General features: G+C 33.9%; 24 protein-coding genes. 9 read left to right on the top strand and 15 right to left on the bottom strand.

The features are described 5' to 3' along the window. Positions 1–60 precede the first annotated feature (60 nt). From WDZ98_RS01715 to WDZ98_RS01695, 5 genes are all read right to left on the bottom strand, one after another. Entirely contained in the window at positions 61–1,173 is a 1,113-nt protein-coding gene (locus WDZ98_RS01715) for an ABC transporter ATP-binding protein (protein WP_368058192.1), read from the bottom strand. Positions 1,174–1,177: 4 nt separating this feature from the next. Further along, entirely contained in the window at positions 1,178–2,782 is a 1,605-nt protein-coding gene (locus tag WDZ98_RS01710) for an ABC transporter permease (RefSeq protein WP_368058194.1), read from the bottom strand. Between the two features lie 19 nt (positions 2,783–2,801). Next, complete coding sequence (locus tag WDZ98_RS01705; RefSeq protein ID WP_368058196.1) at positions 2,802–3,863, bottom strand: iron ABC transporter substrate-binding protein; 1,062 nt, start codon at positions 3,861–3,863, stop codon at positions 2,802–2,804. A gap of 197 nt (positions 3,864–4,060) precedes the next feature. Then, positions 4,061–5,632, bottom strand: a complete 1,572-nt coding sequence (locus WDZ98_RS01700; RefSeq protein WP_368058198.1) for a hypothetical protein — start codon at positions 5,630–5,632, stop codon at positions 4,061–4,063. 379 nt (positions 5,633–6,011) lie between these two features. Beyond that, positions 6,012–6,635, bottom strand: a complete 624-nt coding sequence (locus WDZ98_RS01695) for a superoxide dismutase (protein WP_368058200.1) — start codon at positions 6,633–6,635, stop codon at positions 6,012–6,014. A gap of 85 nt (positions 6,636–6,720) precedes the next feature. Between WDZ98_RS01695 and WDZ98_RS01690 the strand changes: the two genes are divergently transcribed. Continuing rightward, complete coding sequence (locus WDZ98_RS01690; RefSeq protein WP_368058202.1) at positions 6,721–7,335, top strand: hypothetical protein; 615 nt, start codon at positions 6,721–6,723, stop codon at positions 7,333–7,335. Here the strand turns inward: WDZ98_RS01690 and WDZ98_RS01685 are convergent, their stop codons facing one another. After that, a complete protein-coding gene (locus WDZ98_RS01685; RefSeq protein WP_368060906.1) occupies positions 7,336–10,335 on the bottom strand; it encodes an SNF2-related protein in 3,000 nt (999 codons plus the stop codon). 221 nt (positions 10,336–10,556) lie between these two features. Between WDZ98_RS01685 and WDZ98_RS01680 the strand changes: the two genes are divergently transcribed. Continuing rightward, positions 10,557–11,237 (top strand): PAC2 family protein, encoded by a 681-nt coding sequence (locus tag WDZ98_RS01680; RefSeq protein ID WP_368058206.1) that lies wholly within the window; start codon positions 10,557–10,559, stop codon positions 11,235–11,237. Between the two features lie 191 nt (positions 11,238–11,428). Here the strand turns inward: WDZ98_RS01680 and WDZ98_RS01675 are convergent, their stop codons facing one another. Continuing rightward, entirely contained in the window at positions 11,429–12,088 is a 660-nt protein-coding gene (locus WDZ98_RS01675) for a hypothetical protein (RefSeq protein WP_368058208.1), read from the bottom strand. 205 nt (positions 12,089–12,293) lie between these two features. Here WDZ98_RS01675 and WDZ98_RS01670 point away from each other — a divergent pair, with 205 nt between their 5' ends. From WDZ98_RS01670 to WDZ98_RS01660, 3 genes are read left to right on the top strand one after another with little or no spacing between them, the layout of a single operon-like run. Beyond that, positions 12,294–13,133 carry a carboxypeptidase regulatory-like domain-containing protein gene (locus WDZ98_RS01670; RefSeq protein ID WP_368058210.1) on the top strand — a complete coding sequence of 280 codons (840 nt, stop codon included), beginning with the start codon at positions 12,294–12,296 and terminating at the stop codon, positions 13,131–13,133. Positions 13,134–13,187: 54 nt separating this feature from the next. Next, positions 13,188–13,355, top strand: a complete 168-nt coding sequence (locus WDZ98_RS01665; protein ID WP_368058212.1) for a hypothetical protein — start codon at positions 13,188–13,190, stop codon at positions 13,353–13,355. A gap of 56 nt (positions 13,356–13,411) precedes the next feature. Further along, complete coding sequence (locus tag WDZ98_RS01660; protein ID WP_368058214.1) at positions 13,412–13,747, top strand: arsenate reductase family protein; 336 nt, start codon at positions 13,412–13,414, stop codon at positions 13,745–13,747. Here WDZ98_RS01660 and WDZ98_RS01655 read toward each other — a convergent pair. The 3 genes from WDZ98_RS01655 to WDZ98_RS01645 all read right to left on the bottom strand — a co-directional run bounded on the left by WDZ98_RS01655 (position 13,744) and on the right by WDZ98_RS01645 (position 14,764). Next, complete coding sequence (locus WDZ98_RS01655; protein WP_368058216.1) at positions 13,744–13,986, bottom strand: hypothetical protein; 243 nt, start codon at positions 13,984–13,986, stop codon at positions 13,744–13,746. The two genes, WDZ98_RS01660 and WDZ98_RS01655, sit on opposite strands and share 4 nt — an antisense overlap. A gap of 146 nt (positions 13,987–14,132) precedes the next feature. Next, positions 14,133–14,330, bottom strand: coding sequence for a YwbE family protein (locus WDZ98_RS01650; protein ID WP_368058218.1), 198 nt, complete (start codon positions 14,328–14,330; stop codon positions 14,133–14,135). Positions 14,331–14,410: 80 nt separating this feature from the next. After that, the gene (locus WDZ98_RS01645; protein WP_368058220.1) at positions 14,411–14,764 is read right to left on the bottom strand and encodes a CxxC-x17-CxxC domain-containing protein; all 354 of its coding nucleotides are present in this window, start codon (positions 14,762–14,764) and stop codon (positions 14,411–14,413) included. A 94-nt stretch (positions 14,765–14,858) separates the two neighbouring features. Here WDZ98_RS01645 and WDZ98_RS01640 point away from each other — a divergent pair, with 94 nt between their 5' ends. Both WDZ98_RS01640 and WDZ98_RS01635 read left to right on the top strand, forming a co-directional pair. Next, entirely contained in the window at positions 14,859–15,908 is a 1,050-nt protein-coding gene (locus WDZ98_RS01640) for an ABC transporter permease (RefSeq protein ID WP_368058431.1), read from the top strand. Continuing rightward, a complete protein-coding gene (locus WDZ98_RS01635) occupies positions 15,905–17,272 on the top strand; it encodes an ABC transporter permease (RefSeq protein WP_368058222.1) in 1,368 nt (455 codons plus the stop codon). The genes WDZ98_RS01640 and WDZ98_RS01635 overlap by 4 nt, the downstream gene beginning before the upstream one ends. Here the strand turns inward: WDZ98_RS01635 and WDZ98_RS01630 are convergent, their stop codons facing one another. The 4 genes from WDZ98_RS01630 to WDZ98_RS01615 all read right to left on the bottom strand — a co-directional run bounded on the left by WDZ98_RS01630 (position 17,273) and on the right by WDZ98_RS01615 (position 19,718). Next, positions 17,273–17,584: a hypothetical protein gene (locus WDZ98_RS01630; RefSeq protein WP_368058224.1), complete on the bottom strand. Its 312-nt coding sequence runs from the start codon at positions 17,582–17,584 to the stop codon at positions 17,273–17,275. Between the two features lie 9 nt (positions 17,585–17,593). Further along, positions 17,594–17,932 (bottom strand): hypothetical protein, encoded by a 339-nt coding sequence (locus WDZ98_RS01625; protein ID WP_368058226.1) that lies wholly within the window; start codon positions 17,930–17,932, stop codon positions 17,594–17,596. A gap of 75 nt (positions 17,933–18,007) precedes the next feature. After that, positions 18,008–18,406: a Mov34/MPN/PAD-1 family protein gene (locus WDZ98_RS01620; RefSeq protein WP_368058228.1), complete on the bottom strand. Its 399-nt coding sequence runs from the start codon at positions 18,404–18,406 to the stop codon at positions 18,008–18,010. A gap of 25 nt (positions 18,407–18,431) precedes the next feature. Next, positions 18,432–19,718, bottom strand: coding sequence for an exonuclease SbcC (locus WDZ98_RS01615; protein WP_368058230.1), 1,287 nt, complete (start codon positions 19,716–19,718; stop codon positions 18,432–18,434). A 74-nt stretch (positions 19,719–19,792) separates the two neighbouring features. On the opposite strand from WDZ98_RS01615, the gene WDZ98_RS01610 reads away from it, so the two are divergent. Together WDZ98_RS01610 and WDZ98_RS01605 are read left to right on the top strand one after the other, a co-directional pair. Further along, positions 19,793–20,260: an SRPBCC family protein gene (locus WDZ98_RS01610; protein WP_368058232.1), complete on the top strand. Its 468-nt coding sequence runs from the start codon at positions 19,793–19,795 to the stop codon at positions 20,258–20,260. Positions 20,261–20,313: 53 nt separating this feature from the next. Further along, entirely contained in the window at positions 20,314–20,640 is a 327-nt protein-coding gene (locus WDZ98_RS01605; RefSeq protein WP_368058433.1) for a hypothetical protein, read from the top strand. Between the two features lie 150 nt (positions 20,641–20,790). Here the strand turns inward: WDZ98_RS01605 and WDZ98_RS01600 are convergent, their stop codons facing one another. Continuing rightward, complete coding sequence (locus tag WDZ98_RS01600) at positions 20,791–21,171, bottom strand: hypothetical protein (RefSeq protein WP_368058234.1); 381 nt, start codon at positions 21,169–21,171, stop codon at positions 20,791–20,793. Position 21,172: the final 1 nt, after the last annotated feature.

The following is a 21,172-nucleotide window of genomic DNA, read 5'->3' as shown; positions in this document are numbered from 1 at the left end:
TGTTTATTTATTTGGAAAACAATTCAAAAGATATCTAGTGTTTGATAATTGGGATGAAATCTAGATAGTAATTGGAATCTCATTTTTGATGGAAACTCCATCAGCCTTGAATACAGTAAGATGTTTGGAATGTATGATAACATTTACTGATGTACCTACTTCAGAGACATAAGATGAACGCTGAGAACTGTGTATTATCTGACCAGATTTTAGCTTGATTGAGTATAGCACCTCATGACCTCTAAATTCTACAGAATCAATAGTTCCAATACCAAGATCTGTTGGAACTATATCTATATCACTAGGTCGGAGCATGATATGTACATCTTCACCATCAATTACATTATCATTATTTAATGAAAACTCACTTATTTCAGTGATAATTTTTGCAGAGCGAATCTTGCCAGAAATAAAATCAGCATGTCCAACAAACTCTGCTACAAAACGATCGTTTGGATTGTGATATATTTCCATAGGAGTGCCAATCTGGTGTACCTTACCTTTGTTCATTACGACAATTCTGTCTGCAATTGAAAATGCTTCCTCTTGATCATGTGTAACAAATATTGCAGTAACACCTGCATCTTTCAATATACGTTTTAAATCAATTCTAACACGTGAACGTAAATCAGGATCTATATTGGCAAAAGGCTCATCAAGTAAAACTATTGATGGTGACGGAGCTAAGGCTCTTGCTAATGCCACTCTTTGTTGTTGTCCTCCAGATAACTGATGTGGATAACGCTCTTCAAGACCCTCAAGTCCAGTCAAATCAATCATGGCTTTTACTCTCAAATTAGATTCATTTCTATTCATACCAATCAGACCAAAGGCAATGTTCTGTTTAACGTTCATGTGAGGAAACAATGCAAATTCTTGCAATACAATACCGACGTTTCTTTTTTCAGGTGGAACAAATGTTCCATTTCCAGCTACAGAAATACCATTAATTAAAACTACACCGGCATCAGGAGATTCAAACCCTGCAACAAGTCGCAGAGTAGTAGTTTTACCGCAACCACTTGGACCTAAAATTGTGAGGATTTGTCCTCGGTTAACTTCTAAATTTAGATCATCAACTGCAGCAATATTCTCTTTGCCTAAATGTTTGACTACACCATGAATTCCAATAATTTTTAATCCAGATACACCAAAGTATTTTTTGTAAGACATTCAGCTATCTCCTTGCAACCACTTTATCCTGTGAGAGTATAAGAGTTACTGAAATTGCCGAAATTGCTATCAATATCAAGGCAGGTAAAGCAGCGTACGAGAACGATGCGTTTTCTGAACCTGTCCAGACCTGCGTGGCCAGAGTCTTAAACTCTATAGGAGAGAGTAAAAGCGTGGCAGGTAATTCCTTCATAATCGTAAGAATTACCAGTGCGGCACCTGACAACAATCCGGTCTTTATCATGGGTATTGTTACTGTAAACAACGTCCTGCTTGCATTAGATCCAAGAGATTTTGCTGCCTCTTCCATTCTTGGACTTATTTGTAATAGCGAAGTGCGAATTGCACCTATTGACAAAGGAATAAAGAGTATCACGTATGCAAAAACTAGCATACTCATAGACTGATATAATGCTGGAAGGTGTTTTGCGCCAAAAGACACCAGAGATAATGCCACTACTATTCCAGGCATTGCAAATCCAAGATAAGAGATTCTTTCTATAAAACTAGTAGACTTGCTTGGGAATCTGACTGATAACAATGCCATCGGTACTGCAAGTGAAACTATAACCAAAGTGGCCAGAGCAGCTACATATACAGTATTCAGGGTAATTTCCAGTATGTCAGGAAATATTTCTCCTGCTACAACTCCTTGGAAAAACCAATAAAGCAAGACACCTACTGGAATGAAAATTCCTAGAGTTGCAATAGTGCAACAAAAAGCAATAGCAGGTCCCTTCCAGCGTCCCAAAGGCAATATAGCAGGTTGGCGTTTTGCCCCAGGTCCTAAACTATAATATTTTGCTTTACTCCTAATGCGATGTTCAAGATATAATATAACTCCAACAAAAGCCACAAGAAGAAGAGATAGAATTGCAGAAGATACACGGTCAAATGCTAATTGGTATTCAACATAGATTATTCTTGTAAAAGAATCAAATCTCATAAGTGCAGGAGTGCCAAAGTCACTCAAAACATAAAATGCCACAAGTAAAGAGCCAGCTGCAATTGAAGGATAGAGATGAGGCAAAGTAACTCTACGAATCGTAGACAATACTCCATACCCTAGTGATCTTGATACATCTTCAAGAGCAGGATCCATTCCACGTAGACTTGTTCTAGTAGTCAAAAAAACATAAGGGTATGTGAAAATGGTCAGAGCAATGATTGCGCCGGGCCATCCATATATGGATGGAAGTGCATCTATTCCCAAAGGTAGAAGAAGATTGTGAACAACACTTCCTCTTGGAGCAAAAGTTGCAATAAGAGCAAAACTTCCAACAAAACTTGGAATAGCAAGTGGTAGTACAAAAATAACTGACCAAAACTTTTTTGCGGGAAGATCAGTTCTCACAGTCAAAAATGCGCCAACTACTGCAATCACAGCAGATAATGCAGTTACAACAAGTGCAAGAACTGCACTATTTGTAAAAACTTCCAATGTGCGAAAAGAAACAAGAGCATGTATTGCATCAGTACCTGCTTCTGATGCTCGAATTCCCAAATATGCCAATGGGAGCATCATTGCAAAAGCAACAATGATTCCAACTATGATAAAAAGAAAGGGAGCTCTGACATGTTCACGGTTGAACGGCTTAAAATTCAACAAAACCAATTATCATGGATCTCTACAATGCTCTTATATCTTTTAACAAAGTCAATGTACCTTCTAGGTCATCTAACTTGTTCAGATCCACTTCTGGATGATCTATTTGTCCAATTGGTATTTGTGAGCCAGCCACCTGTGCATTCTTTGTCAAAGGATATTCGTATGTGCTTGTTGCATAGTACGTTTGTGCGCTGTCACTTAGCATGTATTGTATGAAACGCTCTGCAAGTGCTTTGTCACTTGTAGTGTCAACTATACCTACGCCTGCAACATTGATCATTGAACCTGCATCTGCCTTTGTATAGTGGTGTGCTACTGGATATGATGGATTTTGACTAGTAAATTTTTGTAAATAATAGTTATTTACAAAGCCAACATGTATCTCTCCACGTCCAAGTGCTTCAACGATAGGGGTGTTGCCAGAATATACTACTGGTTCATTTGCCATTATTCCTTCTAGCCATTGTCTGGCTCTGTCTTCGCCTTCCAAGACTCTAAGTGCAGTAACAAATGACTGAAATGAGCCATTTTGTGGAGACCAGCCTATCTTACCTTTCCATTTTGGTTCTAAGAATCCCCAAATAGAGTCAGGTAGTTCGGATGGAGACACTAGGTCTGTATTGTAATCCACAACTCTTGCTCTTCCAGTAATGCCAATCCATTCACCATCTAGTGAATTAAAATCAGAATCCACCAGACTTAGTACCGATGGAGAGATTTTCAATAGACGGTCTTCTTTGGAAAGAGCTCCAAGAGCGCCTGCATCCTGTGCAAAGTAAATATCTGCAGGACTGTTTTGTCCCTCTTCTAAGATTGCAAGTGCTAGCTCTGCAGTACTGCCATATCTAACTTGAGCGTCAATACCTGTTTCCTGTTCAAATTTTTCAATTATGGGTCCGACTAGTGTTTCGGCTCTTCCAGAATAGATTGTGAGTACAGGAGTTTCTTCAGAAACCATGTTTGGTGCAGATGTTTCTTCAGAAACGGTGTTGGTTGGAACACTAACAAATGCAACTACACCTACTACAATGATTGCAGCAATTACGGCTCCAATTATTGCAAATTTTGAGTTGTTTGCCATACTGATTCGTTATGAGTAGAAAATATCCACATTTAAAAGGATACATTATTCCACATAGTTATTCTACAACTACACAATACAAACATGTTATGAAAGAATTACAATGTAAAACATCAAAACAAAAATTTCAATACTAACCATAAAGACAACGCAATATCATTCAGAAAATATTTAAAATAAAAAAATAAAAAAATGAATTACTGTACGTGAAAGTCAGGACCCCATGAATGGGTTTTTCTAATATCACTTGTATTTTCAGTAACTGCTTTTTTATGCATCTTTGACATACTTTCAGCTACCGGATCATATGGTTGGTAACCAAGGCATTCAAACTCAAATGTATTGGACAGGGAAAATGTTTTGAAGTAATTTTCCTCACCATTTCTTATTGTTTGAACTTCATAGTCTACCACTCTACAATCAGCGTAGTTGAAACCGCGTACAGACTCTTCGCCAAGTATAAGCTGAATGTCTACATTAAACAACTCAAGCATTGGATTTGTCCCAGTTGAACTTGTCATTTCCAGATTATTATCTGCTCTCTTGTACAACATTGGAGTATCCTTAACCATGCCTTGTACTGTAAATGTTGGATTTGAGTTTACAAGCACGTCACCTTGGATAAACATTGGAAAGTCAATTGTCTCAACTCCGTTCATATATGTGAATGTGGCAACTGCCCTAGGACCATTACCAATAGGAAATTCATGTGGAGTGGTTTTGTGTTCCAATAAAGTGTTCTTCCAAGATACTTCTTTGATCATCTTCTCATACATAGTATTTTTTGGAGACAGTCCGGCGCACTCGACATCAATGTCATCAACATGTGCAAATCCACTTTTTCCAGTAAATCCTTCCTCCTTGTCAAATAGAGTGGTAAGCATGTAAGAGTCTATACGACAATCATTAAAGTCAAACTCGCGTAGAACCTTATCTCCAGAAACAAATTGGACAGATGCTTCAAAGTCAGTGTTTATACCATGTTTAATTCCTGAGACCTTGCGTGCATTTTCAATTGCATCATTTAGCAGAGAATGATTGCCGACTACTCCTTCTACCGTAAAGCCAACAGATGTGTTTCGTGTATCTTCCGCATAACCAGATGTCAGATGAAATACTGGAAACTCGATCTTTTCCATACCCTTGTCAAACTCAAATGTTACAAATGTGCGAACATCTTCTTTGAACTTAAATGAAGTCATGCCATAATCGGTTGTCGTAAATGATGTTTTGTATGGAAGTTTGTTTGGTGTTACCAGATCAATACCACTACAAATAAAATCGATGGAATTAACAATGGCAAATCCACTTGATGATGAGATGTATGAATCCTGACCGTCATGAAGTGTGGTTACACGATAGTCAGTGATTTTACAGTCATAATAGTCGAGTTTTTTGATTGAGGTTCCATTTTTAATAAAATCAGCTGTAACGCTGAAATATTTAGAGTTCCAGTCAATGCCGCTATTCTTATTCTGCTTGTGTTTGAAAGTCTCATCTAGAGCTTTATTGAGAAGTGGTGATGGATCAACTGTACCTTGCAGTCTAAATTCTGTGAATGAGTTTTCTGCAAAATCATTAAGCATTACAAATACAGGATATTTGTAAATCTCTACTCCGTCACGAAATGTAAATGTCGTAACAACATTTACATCGTCAGCGTATTTGTATTGGGGTTCAGCAAATGTATTTTGTTGTAATACAGAAAATGAAATGATTGACAATACTGTAATCATACTCAATGCTGTTATTGCGTCTTTGAAATTCATTACAGGAAAATAATTTCAAGGACGTATAAGCCATAACATGATTCTTAACACATAGAACACAAATACAGAAATAAAAAAACTTCAATCAAATATCAAAAAAAGAGATTGCAAAAAAATACAGACAGCAAATTAATCTGATTTGTGTTTATGTTTTACATTTAGAGCATAGACGAAGTATACAACATGAACATATTGTATTCTGATAATCCATACGGGTTTGTTTATCAATGAAAAATATATATTATTTAAAACGCCACATTATTCCACATAGTTATTCTACAACTATACAATACAAACATGTTATGAAAGAATTGTAATGTGTCTTAGACTCTTGTTCATATTAGAAAATACAAATTTTCTTTAAACGAATTTGTCCAAATCAGTCAGTAAGTTCAGAGAATCTATTGCCAACATAATCCCAATTAACTACATTCCACCAGGATTCTACATAATCAAGTCTTTTGTTTTGATGTTTTAGGTAATATGCATGCTCCCAAACATCCAATCCCAATAAAGGATGCTTTTGTAAAGTCCAAGGACTGTCTTGATTAGAGGTTAGGATAATCTCTATTTTGTTAAAGGTTGAATTAAAAACTAACCAGCACCAACCACTACCTTTAATTGATATTGCTTGTTCAGAAAAAACTTTTTTAAAATTCTCAAAGTTGCCATAGTAAACATCCATTGCATCTTCTAATTTCCCTCCAGGAGTACCATCGCTATTTGGAGTCATCGTATCCCAAAACAATTTGTGATTCTCATAACCTCCACCAAAAAAATTAATGTCACCTCTACCCGATTCAGGAATCGATTTTAGATCAGACAAAATAGATGAAATGTATTGAGGATGAGATGCGCCACCAATTGATTCAAGGGATTTGTTTAGACCATCAGTATAAGCTTGATGATGTTTTGTGTGATGAATTTTCATTGTCTGAGTGTCAATGAACGGTTCTAATTCATCATACTTGTAAGGTAATTTAGGAAGTTCATATTGAACCATGAATTAATTGGACATAATCCACATATATTCTTCAAGAACAAAATTAATGTGAAAGAATGATAAATCATAAAGACGGAACAACAACATGAGAAAATTAGGAACTATAGATTTAGAGATTTTACATTTAGCAATTAATGCAAATGGAACATTTAATGAAAATAATTTGGAGAATTCAGAATTAAAAAGATTAGGAGTTGGAAAAATCCTAGACTCTCTTGCCACACTAAAAGATAGAAAAATGATTTCACTAAATGTAGATGGATCATTTTCCATCACTAATATGGCAAGAGAGATTTTATGGAGTGATAACATTCCAAGATGGGCAAAAATACTAAGACTATTACAAATAAAATCATGTAACATTACTCAGATTGTAGATATTCTAAAGATTTCAGAAAATGAATTGGTAGAAGACATTGAAAAATTAAGGAAAAAACAACTCATATTGATGTCGCCGCAAAGACAAGGAGATAAAATAGTCAAAGTTTTTGAGATTCTACCGGAAGGAGTTCAAGAGATAGACAAAACTGAAATCAACGGATTTAACAACATAGATTTTGAAAAAACAGATCATGCAGTAGAAATTCTAAGCATGCTAGATGAAATCATAAAAGAAATACAAGCCTTACAAATAAAGCAAACAAAAAAAGAAGAAATTGTTGAAAAACTATCTAAATTAAAATACAAATTAGAAATTTAATTATTTTGAGCGTATTTTGTCTTGAATCTGAGCTAGGATGAGTTCTGCTTTGTCTTTGTTTTCATAGTTTTCTTTTGTTTCGTCCATAATTTCATCAATCTCATAGCTTTTATCAACCAAAATATTTGCAACATGATCATCTAAGGTACCATTACCAATCAGATAATATGCAAAAACGGTATTCTTTTGTCCTATTCTATGTAACCTGTCTTCTGCTTGTCTATGAATGGCAGGACTCCAATCCAGCTCTGCAAAAATTACATATTTAGCTCTGGTCAAATTTATACCAACATTACCTGCGCGAATACCTGCAATCATTAATTTGGATTCACCCCTTTGGAATTTGTCTATCTGATCCTGTCTTAGTGTGTCAGATTGCCCACCAATAATTGCAACAGGAGAAAATTCTTGAAGACTTTCATTTAATAATTTGTGAATGACCTTGTGATGGCAAAACACAACAACACTTTCTTCAATTTCCATAATATTTTTGACAAAGTTAATCACATGTGGAAGTTTTGCAATACCTGCAATTTGTCGTTCACTTTGAATTGCTCTGTTATAGGATGCAGATTTGGAGAATTCAGAATCAGCGTCTTTTTGTTCTGCTTCAACTTTCTTCCAAATCTTGTCTAGTTCTTCAAGATAAAAATCAGTATCTGCTGCGATTACTTCTTTGTAACGAACTTTGTCTTTTAATTCCTTTAATACATCAGATTTTTTTCTTCGTAGCATTACATGTTTTTGTAACTCATTTCTTAAAGATGCGCGCTTATTTTCCAGAACAATTGCTTTGCCTTTATCATTTACATAACAAAAGTATTCACAAAATTCCTTAAAACTTCCCAATAATCCCGGTTTGATAATATCAATAATAGGCCAAATTTCAGAACCACGATTATAAATTGGAGTACCAGAAAGACCAATTCTATACAAGACCGAGGGTAATGCTGCTAGCTTTTTCACAGCTTTGTATTTTTGCGTTGTTTTAGATCTTAGATTATGCACTTCGTCACAGACTATTGTTTTAATTCCTAATTTGGATAGATCATTATTTCTTTTGAAAAGTAATTCATAATTAATAAGATAAATGTCAGTTACAGGTAATTCTTGAGATTTGCCAGTTCTAATTATAGTAACGCTTGGAGAGTCAGATTCAATGACTCGACCATTTCTACTTTTTTTCTTTAGAAATTTCTGAATTTCTCGTTCCCAATTGTTTAATGTTACAAGTGGGGCAATAACAAGAATTGGGAATGTTTGTTTTTCAGTAGCACAGTAAGATAGTGTTTGTACAGTGTTATGTGTAATCACACCATTAACTACATAATTATGAGTTTCAGGTACAGAAAGATCATACACATATCCTGAATATCTTTTTGTCTCAATTGTTTTGATTGGACACCAGTTGATGGATTCTAAAGATAGTGATTGTAGGTCGCAAGCAAGAGAATGATTGTTTATCTTTTCTAGTTTGTCTATTACAAAATATGCAAGATTTTTGCTCATACCTTGAGTATATTTGTACGGAGTGGAAAGATGCAGTGAACGCAGTGAAATTCCCTTATCTGCAATCTGTTGAACAATTTTCTGTGATGGAATGCCCTCAATGTTTGTATTGTGATGTTTCTTTGCCAATAATTCCAAGGCTTGTTGTTTACGTCGTGTTTGTAGTTTGAATTGAGCAGCAAATTTATCTACAGAATTCCCACCAAAGGTACAAACAAAATAAGGTCGTTTTATTTTTGTCCCATTTGTTGCACTTTTCATAGATATATGAATACGAAGCCAAATACCAAAATGACGCAATATATCACGCATTCCGTATGCAATGGACTTGCTTGCAGTCGAAAATTCACAATGGGTTTTTCCAACATGTCCTTCTGCATCAAAAATTGCCTGAACAAACGCCTTTTGTGTTGTTAATGAGGATTCTAAAATACGTGTAGGAATTATTTTCTCTGCAGATTTTTTGCCCCAATTGTATCCAAATTTTGAAAATAAAGAATGCAAGCGAGTTGTAGCAATTACATATGAAGTAGTAGTTTTTTTAGGATATGGCAAATCAATGTTAAATTTCTTTGCAAGTTCACGCACTCTTTTCAGAATATCTTGATCAGAGTTGTAGAATCGTCCATGAGCATATTTTTTATTCTCAAAATATTCATATCCTTCTGCAAGTTGCCATGCCATCAGTTCGGCCAAATCTACATCAAGATCATGTTTAGATTTATGTAATGTAATAGATGGAACTGCAACTCTATCATCAATATTCAGATTGTTTGCCATCATCCATCCATCAGGAGTAAGAAACCTGTGACGTTTAGTACATTCTAAAACAGAACCATCATCAAGAGTAATTTTTACAACACCTTCATCTATTCTCTGCCTGAAAACTTTGTTTACTTTTTTAGCAATAATTTTTTTTCCATCAAATGTTTGTACTGTAATAGGTTTTGATAGTTTTGCCCAGCACTCATCTTCATGCTGTTCCAATATGACAGAATCTTTCCACAGATTCTCAATCGGAATTTGACCATCAATAACTTCGATCAAGGATGAACCCAACACACACTTGCCAAGGCCCATTTCATCGGCCAGTAATGCATTGCCAGCAGATTTTAACAAAAAATCTAACCCTTCTTTTTGGAAATTTAGAAGTTTGCCTCTAAATTGCTCGCCAGTTTTTGCGCGTTTTAATTTTAATTTAATTGGTGGTAAGACAGGTTTTGGAGCATATGTCTTTACAATCTTCCTTTGCCAGATAGATTTAGAGAGAATTTCTAGAGGATATCTATCCATGATTAATTTTAATTGCTTTACAGTTTCAGTACTATCAGGAATAATTATTTCGTTGATATTTTCGCCATACCATGCTTCAGAAACAAGCCTAGATATCATATTGACTGCACGATCACCAGTTACCTTCCAACTCCAAATTTTAGAATATTTGTCAAGAACATACTCTAGTGTGCCGATGTTTTCCATGGATGTTTCCATAATTTGTCGATAGAAAGTTTTTTTGACTTATGAATCTTCATATTTTTGTCGATCATTAAAAAGAAAATCAAAAATAGACAAGAGTTAAAATATGATGATAGTTTCTACTAAAGGGTAAAATTATTACTTTGAATAGTCATCACAGTTAATAACAATGCATCTCATACACTAAAAATTTCATAGCAACATACGTTTAAAATTCATTAACTTTTAATTAAATTATGGAGTTTATTCAAGACATAGAGCCCAACATAGAAAAACCAATCATAATAGCAGCAATGCAGGATATGGGAAATGTTGGGAGCATTGTAATAAATTTCATCAATGATTCACTTAGAACAAAAACATTCAGAACAGTAAAAACACTTTTTCCAACATATATTATAGATAGAGGAGGATACATTGATCTTCCAGAAGAGCAGTGGGAATACAAATACACCGAGGATCTAATAATTTTTGGAGGAGGTAAAGGACAACCACAAAGTAATGATGAATTAAACATGCTATGCCAAGACGTCATAGAGGTGGCAAAAAAGTATTCTGCAAAATTTATCTATACATTAGGAGGGTTTCACACAAATAGAATTTTTGAAAGAAATCCTAAAACATTCATCACCACAACGTCAAAAGAACTAACAAAACAGATGAAAGGATTAGATGTAGAAACTACGCCTCAAAAATCCATCATTACCGGATTTAATGGGCTCATACTAGGATTTGCAAAGAAAAATGACATACATGGAATAGGAATGTATGGAGAGTTAAACGAGCCAGAGATTCCACAGTATAGATCTGCTATCAGCATCATCAAAACTATTGAAAAATTGACATATCGAAAATTAGGGGACACTAGTCAATTAGAAACAATGGCTCAAGAAATTGAAAGGAAATTCAGAAATTAAATCTAATGAGTGTTCCCAACTTCATGAGGTTCGGTATTCTCATCATGACAATCACAGCTGCACAAATGGGTCTTGTGGTTATTCATACAGTCAATACACTCAAAATGTTTTCTTGTCTCACATGCAGCACAAATCATCTTACCAATACTAAATCATAGGAGAATTTGAATTTTGTCTCTCTAATAACATATTCAGTATACCACTTCACTACGATTAAGCAGATTGGTAGTTAAATCAACATACCCCTGAGGATCAAGTTCCTTGGCAAACCCTTTATCGATGTTTATTAGATAAATTGAATGCAAATGTGCATTTAAAATGTCATCATATTGAATTGGAGGATTCTTGTAATAGCGATCACAAAGATCTTTAATTTTTTGCACATCATCTTTGTTACGAGCATTAGGAGGCAATAGAAAAATTTTAGAGATTGGCAATAAACCAACTGCAGGAGTCGCTAAAGAAAATTTGGAGCAGTATTGACTGTACCTTGCAACTTTGCTCATTATTCTTGCAGCAAAATAATCTATAGTATCCATTGCATGTTCAGGCGGAGTAAAACCGGTTTCGATTTCAATAATAGTATCACCTCCTCCTTTTTTTGCATAAATATCACAAACCAAGATTTCTGAGATATCTTTTTCCACATCAACATCATATCCTCGAGAAATTAAATTACTAGCACAGATTAATTCTAAAATAGAATGATTAATTTTAACTAGATTTTTTTTATACATTCCAATTAATTGTTCTTTAACATGGTTTAGTTTAGAGACATCATTTTTGTGAAGGTTTTTTGAGAGTTTTTCAGTCATCTCAGTAACATCATTTCTGAATTTTTCCAAATCCATGATTCAAAATAAGATTATTTTTGGGGTTTAAGAAGTAGTATGGATTGAAAAATTAACAGGATTTGGAGGTCTCAATCAATAAAACTACTCAACAAAAATTGAAAAAGAGCGAAATTTAATTCATACTTTATCTTAACTGTACAAATCAAAATGTAGCCATGTGTATAGAAACAAAGCCATTATTGTAGGGTTATTTTCATTTTTGATGCTGTTTTCAACGATTCAAACTTCGCAGGCAGAACTTTGGGAATTCATTGTAGAGGTAGAGATGGAAAAAACAGTCAATCCAGGAGATACTGTTGTAGTAACAGGCAGAGTAGTGAATCACGCATATGAGCCTACTCGTGGGGTTGAAGTATTCATAAGAACAGGTGCAGACACAACAAAAGCATTTACAGATCCAGATGGAGTATTCAGAGGGGAATTCAAAGATTTTCAGAGAGTGCCAGGAATATACAAAGTGAATGTAATAGCATCATGGTATGGAATGACAGGAATGTCAAGTACTGAATTTCAAGTAAATGGAGACTATTCTCCAGTGTCAGAATTACAACAAAAATTATCCACAGATGAAGCAAGAAAATATCTGAGTTCAAATGAGAGTGATTTTGTAAAAAATCCAATAGGGCAAACATTGTTCAAATATTATCATAAATTACTGAATGAGTTAATACAGGAACAAAAACAATCTCAAGAACCAGATGAAGAAAAGATATTCTTAGAACAGCAAAGAAGAATATCTGAGAATTTAAGAAATCAAGCAATCGAAGAATACAGAGTAGGTACAGGAACATATGGGGGATTACAATATGAAGATTATATCAAGAGTCTAAAGCCAGAAGTCAGAGAATTAATTATCAATCAATTGAACTTTACAAAAAACAATTTTGAAGAGGCTCAAAGTGTAAGAGACAGCATTATTGCAAATGGTGGCACATATGAAGAAGCAAGAAAAGCATACTTGGAGATAATTTCAATTCCAAGAGAAATACTAGAACAATTCAATCAAAATCAATTAGAAAAAGATCAACCAACCGAAGAATGAACGATTGATCAATTCTACGTGCGCCTTATATTCAAAATAATATAATAAAAATTAATGAAAATAGATATCCCATTGGAATGTCCTGCATGTGGTGGAAAAATGTATTCTATAAGTTATGAATCATCATTTTCAATTCTTAAAAAGAGAAGTTGGCAGGCATGCAAAGAGTGTAGTTTTGAAAGAAACTCAGAAGATTTCAAAAAATCAATTTGCTGTGCATAACAGCATTTCTTATTTTTCTGAACAATTTTTAAACCATATAAAATAAAGAAAAGAAAATGAAAATATTCCATAAAACATCATGTATTACTTGTAAAAAAACAATTTCAGAATTTCAAAGAATGAAAGCAGATATTGAAAAAAGAGATTTTTTCAAAGATCCATTTACAGAGACAGAGCTTCAAAAAATATGCAAAATGACAGGCAAAAAGCCATCTGAACTTCTTAGAAAAAGAGACAAAATGTACAAAGATCTAGATTTGGAGAATAGTAAAAAAACAGAAAACCAGATTGTCAAATTAATGGTAAAATACCCAGGATTAATTTTACGCCCAATCATCATAACAAAAAACAAGGCATTTGTTGGCAAAATAGATATGAAAAAATTAAACTAGCCAGTTTCTTTTTTGAAGATACGAATGGCTTCTAAATGAGAACAGTTAGCTTTTAGACCTTTACCATGATGAAATTTATAGAAATTTTTGAATCCAGGACATTCACAAGTATCAGATGTTACAAAATAAGATTTTTCAGGATCAGATGAAGATTTTATTTGGAACAAGTCATCATCAATTTTTACTACTCCCCCATTTTCAACTAATTTCTTTGCTTTACGAATAGTATTTGCACTCATAAAATACCATAGATAATCAAAGGTTTATCTGTTATTTTTCATATCTTCATACAATCTTTAAATGATATAACTACATACAGAATATAGACGAGAGACTTGCTTTTCTGCCAAAGTAAAGCCTAGAATTCGTTTCACTCTCGTCTACATCATAATAAGAGATTTCTGACTCGACCAATTTTTCCACCATCCAATTCGACTTTAATTCCATGGGGGTGAAAGTTACTGGAAGTGAGAATTCTCTTAACTTTACCATCAGTCAAATTTCCTGTACGTTGATCTTGTTTTTGTACTATCTGAACCATCATGCCAATAGTTATTTGGTTTCTTGAGGGAATCTCATTCAATAACATTTGGCAAAATCGAAAGATTCTAAATCTTTGGGTTATAAAATAAAGTAGTTTTGAAAATTACTCAAAACGATTTTCTAATGTTGTTTGTGATTTTGGAAACAGTCTCTGCAATATACAGGTCTGTCGTCTTTTGGCTTGAATGGTATTTGACAATCATTTCCACAGTCTCCGCATTTTGCGTCAAACATTTCACGTGGTCTATCGTCTCGTCTACCAAATCTAGAGCCTCTGTCGCCACCATATCCGCCAGATCTTCCACCTGATCCTCCAAATCTACCGCCACCAGATCTTGGTGCTGGTTTGTGGTTTTGGAAGCATTCTCTACAATAAACAGGTCTATCGTCTTTTGGTTTGAATGGTACTTGACATTCATTTCCACAGTCTCCGCATGTTGCGGTGTGCATTTCTCTTTCTCTATCAAAGGACATGTCTTTCTAATCCTCGATAAAATTAGACGGTAATTAAACTGTGGGAAAAATATCTATCGTTATAAACTAATTCTATGCCTTGATACTATTGAGCATGAAAAAATACATCGCCACCAGAATTGCAACGATGTTTGGAGTATTATTAGTCACATTATTGATCACAATTGTTCTGGTAGGCTCCAATATGGATACAATTCTAAAACAAGGCATTGTATTTCAAGTAAGATCGGAAATATCAGAAAATCCAGCAATTGCGGAAAGTTTTTCGTCAGTTACAGAATTAGAAGAATTTATTCAATCTCAGATTGACCAACGTATTCAAATTTTAGGATTGGAGGAGCCATGGTATTCTCCACAAAGAATTGGAATTACAATGTACAAGATAATGTTGTTGGATTTTGGACATGCAACATTTCTTACTAGTGATGAAGGCTCATCGGATGTAAAAGACATATTATTTGAAAAACTTCCAAGAACCGTTTTATTATTTACCACAGCAACAGTAATCATATCAATCATAGGCATATTTTTAGGAGCACTGTCTAGCAGTAAAGTAGGATCAGTAACAGATAGAATTACATCAAGTTTTGCAATTATTAGTTCCAGTTTTCCCGTTTGGTGGATAGGGATGTTGATGATATTTTTATTTGCATTCACATACCAAATATTCCCTGCCAGAGCAACACCAGACATTCCATCATCAGACCCAGGATACATTGGTTCGTTGTTATACCATATGGCATTACCTTTAATCACAATAGTAATGATTGGATTTGGTTCATGGGCATATTTAGTAAGAAATTTCATGGTGGGAATAATGCAAGAAGATTTCATCATAGCAAAAAAGACAATAGGCATAAAGCAAAAAAAAATTATCTACACTCATGCATTAAAAAATGCTGCACCACCAATTATTACAATTTTGGCATTGAGTCTATCAGGATCATTGGGAGGGGCAATAATTACAGAAGCAGTGTTTGATTGGCCAGGAATGGGCAGATTATATTTTGAAGCAATTACAGTGATGGATTTGCCGGTAATTATTGGTGCAACATATCTGCTTACAGTATTTTTTTTAATCAGTATATTCATTGCAGATTTGCTTTATGGATACTTTGATCCTAGAGTGAGAACAGGGCAATGAGCAGTATTACACCAGATGACATTAAACGTGAATTTCTCAAAAGCAAGATGGGAATTGCAGGGATTACCATACTTGTGATTCTGATTGCAGTTTCAATTATTGCCATAATTACAATTCCAATTGAAACATTTCAGGAATGGAATAATCCTGGAAATTGGATTTTAAATCCAAAAGTTGCAACCCCAATATGGGTCAATATCTTTAGGACGGAAAAAATACCAGAACATCAGATTTTAGAGAGCCCCAACATCAAAGCAATTTCAGAAAACGAGATATCACTAGCATCACATCAATTTGGATTAAATTTTGATTATGATTATTTCCCAAATGATTTCATCTATGTATTTTCAGCAGAGTATTCAGGTTCACCGTTATTAGAAATGTCAGTAATCAGACCAGACGGGATTAAACTTAATTTGATATCAACATCTCTTCCTTATTCAGACTCAGATACAGTTTATGAAGAAAGAATTTTTTCAACAGATAGGAGCATAAAGAAAAATTTATCATTACAGTCTGAAAAATTTGGATTTCTATTTGAGAGATTATCTGCAGAAGACATTATTTTTTCAAAAAATCAAGCAAATGAACCGTTAAAAGGAAATTATATTTTTTTGATAAACCTCTATGGAGTAAATTCTGAAAATCAAATTTCAGAATCAAAATTAATCATAGGAGGTAAGGCTTTTGGAATCATGGGTACAGATGAATTAAGAAGAGATTTAGCAATAGGACTGCTGTGGGGAACACCACTTGCATTATTTATTGGTCTTGTAGTATCTATTGCGTCAGTAGTGTTAGGATTGGTTTATGGGGTGTATGCAGGATACAAAGGCAGAAAAACAGATGAAATCATGATGAGGTTTAATGATGTAATCTATGCATTGCCAGCATTGCCATTTCTCATAATACTTTCAGTAACAATAAGCAATAGTATATTTTTGATGGTAGGATTTTTGATGATTTTTGGGTGGGTGGGTATAGCCAAGGTATCAAGAAGTATGTCTCTACAAATCAAAACTCGAGGGTATGTTGATGCTGCAAATATGATGGGACAGAAAGATTCCAAAATAATGCTGAAACACATTTTACCACAATTGCTTCCCTATGCTTTTGCAAGTATTGCAATTTCAGTGCCAGCTGCAATTACTACCGAAGCTGGTTTGAGTTTTCTTGGATTGGGAGACCCATCATTTCCAACATGGGGGCAAATATTACATGACGCAAATACGTTTGGGGCAGCTGCAAGAGGATTATGGTGGTGGATTATCCCACCAGGAATAATGATCGCAATAACAGGATTGGCTTTTGTGTTTATTGGAAATGCATTAGATGCAATAATCAATCCAAAACTCAAAAGATAATCACAGAGAAAAACTGCGAATGATATTCAAAGCAGCATCATTTAGCTTTACTGTATATGTTAAAGAATTTGGATCTTCTTTTGTTTCAGCCAAAGTTTCAGTGAATTTTATCTTTTCATCTTCAGTGGCACCTGCCTCATGGGCACACAGATTAAACGCTTTTAGATTTAGATTATTTGCAAGTAAATAAGCAATGAATTTTTTGTAATCTTCGGTATTTGTCCAATTCATGTTTTTTTCCAAACATGTTGCAATCCAAACATCAACAGAATTATGAAAGATTACCTTTTTACGAATTTCATCTAAAGACATTTTTCTTGGTTAGAAATCTGCTCTTTGCATTTTAGAACCACATCTAGGACAAGTGCCTCCTTTGTGTTTGTTATTGCAGACAAGGCAAACATATCTGACACTGCTGGAGCCACCTTGTGAGCCAATACCAAAGAATCCACCACCAGACCCAGAATCACCACCATAATTTCCCATACGACTCATTTGTCGTCGCCTCATAATCATAGGTAGTAAAATAAAAATTGCCATTACCGCACCTATGCTAATAAACCATGGAACACCTAACATTCCTAGCCCAATTTGTAAGCCAATACTAAAAACTAGAGAGGCGCCTAGAAAAATGTAATATCGTTTCAATTGAGGATTCAATATACAAAATGCCTTTGAAAAAGGTTATAAAGTTTTGTCAGTTTTTTCTAGACTTGTTCAATAGTATTTCGTGAATTACAGTATTGAGATTGGAATAGAATTACCATTTCTATCCCATGCAAAAATGGAATCGTCATCATATGGAGATTGTACAATCATTGAAACTAGTCCAAAAAAATTATGCAAGTCAGTTACAGATGGTTCAGCAGACCCACTTGGATGAGAATGAACAATTCCAACATAACTTGTATCAAAAGGAAGAAACGAATGCGGAAATCCAGCAAATGTTGGCCCTGATTCACTAAATGGAGGAATAACCAGTCCGCTTACATCTATCTCTCCATTTTTTGATTTTCCCTTTAAGATCAAAATTCCTTCATTAGGATGTTTCATTTGACAGTAAGATAAGATACTATCACGTACATCTTTTTGAAGAGATACCCTTCGTTCAAATTTTTTGTTTTTAAACAACACACATAATCACCAATTTGAAACTATTTTAATTCTGAGACATCAGTACGGTATATTTTGTACTTGAGAACTGTTGTAATTTATATTCAATATCAGATATCAATCGAGGTATTTTTGAATCGATTTCATCAATTTCATTTTGAAATGTCTTGAATTTGGTTTGAGACTCTTCCAATAATGACGTGTTTTTATCAAGATCATTTTCCAAAGACATTAGATCAGAGGGTTTTAAAGAATTAAGATCATTTTTCATTTTATTGTATTTTTCAAAATATTCTGAAACTTGAGATACAAACCCATCTAGAGCCTCTACTGTTTCAGTAATATTGGAGAATGTTTTATCAATATCTTTTACAGAAATAGAACCAGACGCAATACCTTTTCGAACATTTTCAAGAATTATAATTATTGAATCTTTGTTAGAAGGCACCAATACAGAAAAAGGATTTGCGATAAGAAGAGAGAGAAGATTTTTTTGATCTTTATCTAATGATGATGCATGCTCGTATCTACTCAAAGGGCGAGAAATTTTTGTGAATTGATCATTGATTTCATTTATGATTTTTTGTTTTTGTTGGCCAAACTCATCTAAACTATTTTTTAAATCAAGATATCGCTTATAAGATTCAGAAGAACGCACTTTATCAATAGAGTTTTGAATTGAAGCGATTTCAACCTGAATGGAATGACTATTTTCATCAGCATCTATAGATTTATGAGATTTTTCTTTACGCGAATCAATCAAAGCATTAATTTGATTTAATGTTTCAGATATTTCATCAGATAGGGATTTTGTCGAATTATAGTTTTTTAGTAATTTATAAATTTCAGAATGATTGTTATTCATAACTTCAAGATTGTCTTTTAATTGAGTCGCATATTTTTTTGCAAAAATATGAATTACTCTAGTTTGTCTTCCTAAAACATCCCCTACTTTTTTGAGTATTTGATTTAAAGCCAAATTTAATTTTTCAGCATCATCTAAAGAAGAAACTTTAGGTAACGATGTAACATCTTTTTTGATAACATCAATTACTTGTTTTTTACCTCTAACTACAATTATTGCAAGATGTTTATCAATATCATCGACATTAAGATTATCTTTTTCAAGAACGTTACCAATTTTCATTAATTCGTTAATCAATGGCTCTGTACTGTTTCTTAAATTTTTAATCTCAGTCAAAGTTTTTGATTTTCTTAATTCACCAAGATCAGACAATATTTTAGGGATATTTGAGAGTACGATCTCTTTAGTTTGAGGAACTTCTTCAACAGACACATCGTCTTGTTTTTTTTTACCCCATCCAAAGACCATTTGATATTATTCACTTCGGGGGATTAAAAATGGTTGTACGACTAATTTAAAACCCATCATATTTCAGGAAGTGAATGGTAAAAACTACAAAAAAATCATTTCATACAGGGACAGTTAAAAAAATAATCAAAATTAAGGCATCAAAAGACAAAGTATGGAAAAAAATAAGCAACATAGTAGGATTACCATTATGGCTAGTAGATGTAGAAAAAACAGTATATCTTTCCAAAAAGAAAAAAGGTGTAGGAGCAATTAGGCTAATCACATTCTCAGACGGGAACGAAATTGAAGAGCATGTAGTAGCATGGAGAGATGGAGAGTATTTCACATACATTGCAACTGAGGGATTACCATTAAGAGTATATGTTGCAACAATTTCAATGAAAGTATTAGCAAAAAATCTCATAGAATTGACATGGCAATCATATCTAAACAGTAAGAAGATGTCTGAGACTGAATTCTTGGATTTCATAGTATTTCTAGGATCATTTTATGAGGCATCACTTGAAAATCTAAAAATATTACTTGAAAAACAGCACTAGATTTCAAGTCAAAATGTAAATACTGTGAATTAAGAAAAAAGTCATTGAGTGACATGAGATTTACCATAATAGGGATTGGATTAATTTTTGTAGGGTTGATCATATTAGGAGGATTTGGTCCAAATTATCAAGCAGCCACTCTTGAATCAAATGAATTTGAAACATGTTATGAATATTCAAAAGACTTGCCTCCAGTAGAAATCAATTGCTCATTTAAAATAGTTGATCAGATGTTATTTTTTGGATTAGTGGTTGGATTTATTGGTGGTGGAATTACTGCTTTGATAAAAGGTGTGAGAGGAGACTGGGATAATAAGGTGAATCCAAAAGACATGGTAGGTCCAAGTAGAAATCAAGATGATGATTCAGATAAAGACTGAATTTTGAGGTGATTTTTTAGATTTTAACTTCTCATAATCCTCAGGATTATCCTCTTCTAATCTCTGATAACATACTTCTTCATATGGCATTTTTCTCAGTTTTACTATTACCAAATTTGCATTTAAGCTTGAAGAATAATTTGTACGACACTAGAATTCAGATTCGATAATATGCTTCATCGAAGTTACCATATCACCAATCTCAGTCATACGCTTATCAAATTGTTCATCAGTTAGTTCTTCAGGTTTGTTAAAAGTAATTACCACTTCAGAGAAATCACCATTGGAAATGACACGCATCGGGACAGTCCAAGAAGATTCTTCATCAACATACTGATGATTTAATAGTCCAAGAGACCTATTTTCATTGAATTTTAATTTAGATTTTCCATGGGGGCCAGTAAATGACCACCATCCATCGGATGCGATTTTAGCATCAGGCATCATTTTTGACGGTAATTGTAGTATGGCATCAAAGGCATCACCTGTTTTCTTTTCCACAGTAATAGAAACAGTCCTGGATCTATTCATA

Source organism: Candidatus Nitrosopumilus sp. (assembly GCF_040878665.1).
Taxonomy (GTDB): Archaea; Thermoproteota; Nitrososphaeria; order Nitrososphaerales; family Nitrosopumilaceae; genus Nitrosopumilus.
This window is presented reverse-complemented; position numbering and strand designations above follow the sequence as displayed.

Bases quoted from the DNA above. Each gene is read 5' to 3' on its own strand.
- WDZ98_RS01715 (WP_368058192.1), bottom strand. From the start codon at position 1,173: ATGTCTTACAAAAAATACTTTGGTGTATCTGGATTAAAAATTATTGGA.
- WDZ98_RS01705 (WP_368058196.1), bottom strand. From the start codon at position 3,863: ATGGCAAACAACTCAAAATTTGCAATAATTGGAGCCGTAATTGCTGCA.
- WDZ98_RS01700 (WP_368058198.1), bottom strand. From the start codon at position 5,632: ATGAATTTCAAAGACGCAATAACAGCATTGAGTATGATTACAGTATTG.
- WDZ98_RS01695 (WP_368058200.1), bottom strand. From the start codon at position 6,635: ATGGTTCAATATGAACTTCCTAAATTACCTTACAAGTATGATGAATTA.
- WDZ98_RS01690 (WP_368058202.1), top strand. From the start codon at position 6,721: ATGAGAAAATTAGGAACTATAGATTTAGAGATTTTACATTTAGCAATT.
- WDZ98_RS01685 (WP_368060906.1), bottom strand. From the start codon at position 10,335: ATGGAAACATCCATGGAAAACATCGGCACACTAGAGTATGTTCTTGAC.
- WDZ98_RS01680 (WP_368058206.1), top strand. From the start codon at position 10,557: ATGGAGTTTATTCAAGACATAGAGCCCAACATAGAAAAACCAATCATA.
- WDZ98_RS01675 (WP_368058208.1), bottom strand. From the start codon at position 12,088: ATGGATTTGGAAAAATTCAGAAATGATGTTACTGAGATGACTGAAAAA.
- WDZ98_RS01670 (WP_368058210.1), top strand. From the start codon at position 12,294: ATGCTGTTTTCAACGATTCAAACTTCGCAGGCAGAACTTTGGGAATTC.
- WDZ98_RS01665 (WP_368058212.1), top strand. From the start codon at position 13,188: ATGAAAATAGATATCCCATTGGAATGTCCTGCATGTGGTGGAAAAATG.
- WDZ98_RS01660 (WP_368058214.1), top strand. From the start codon at position 13,412: ATGAAAATATTCCATAAAACATCATGTATTACTTGTAAAAAAACAATT.
- WDZ98_RS01655 (WP_368058216.1), bottom strand. From the start codon at position 13,986: ATGAGTGCAAATACTATTCGTAAAGCAAAGAAATTAGTTGAAAATGGG.
- WDZ98_RS01645 (WP_368058220.1), bottom strand. From the start codon at position 14,764: ATGTCCTTTGATAGAGAAAGAGAAATGCACACCGCAACATGCGGAGAC.
- WDZ98_RS01640 (WP_368058431.1), top strand. From the start codon at position 14,859: ATGAAAAAATACATCGCCACCAGAATTGCAACGATGTTTGGAGTATTA.
- WDZ98_RS01635 (WP_368058222.1), top strand. From the start codon at position 15,905: ATGAGCAGTATTACACCAGATGACATTAAACGTGAATTTCTCAAAAGC.
- WDZ98_RS01630 (WP_368058224.1), bottom strand. From the start codon at position 17,584: ATGTCTTTAGATGAAATTCGTAAAAAGGTAATCTTTCATAATTCTGTT.
- WDZ98_RS01615 (WP_368058230.1), bottom strand. From the start codon at position 19,718: ATGGTCTTTGGATGGGGTAAAAAAAAACAAGACGATGTGTCTGTTGAA.
- WDZ98_RS01610 (WP_368058232.1), top strand. From the start codon at position 19,793: ATGGTAAAAACTACAAAAAAATCATTTCATACAGGGACAGTTAAAAAA.
- WDZ98_RS01605 (WP_368058433.1), top strand. From the start codon at position 20,314: ATGAGATTTACCATAATAGGGATTGGATTAATTTTTGTAGGGTTGATC.
- WDZ98_RS01600 (WP_368058234.1), bottom strand. From the start codon at position 21,171: ATGAATAGATCCAGGACTGTTTCTATTACTGTGGAAAAGAAAACAGGT.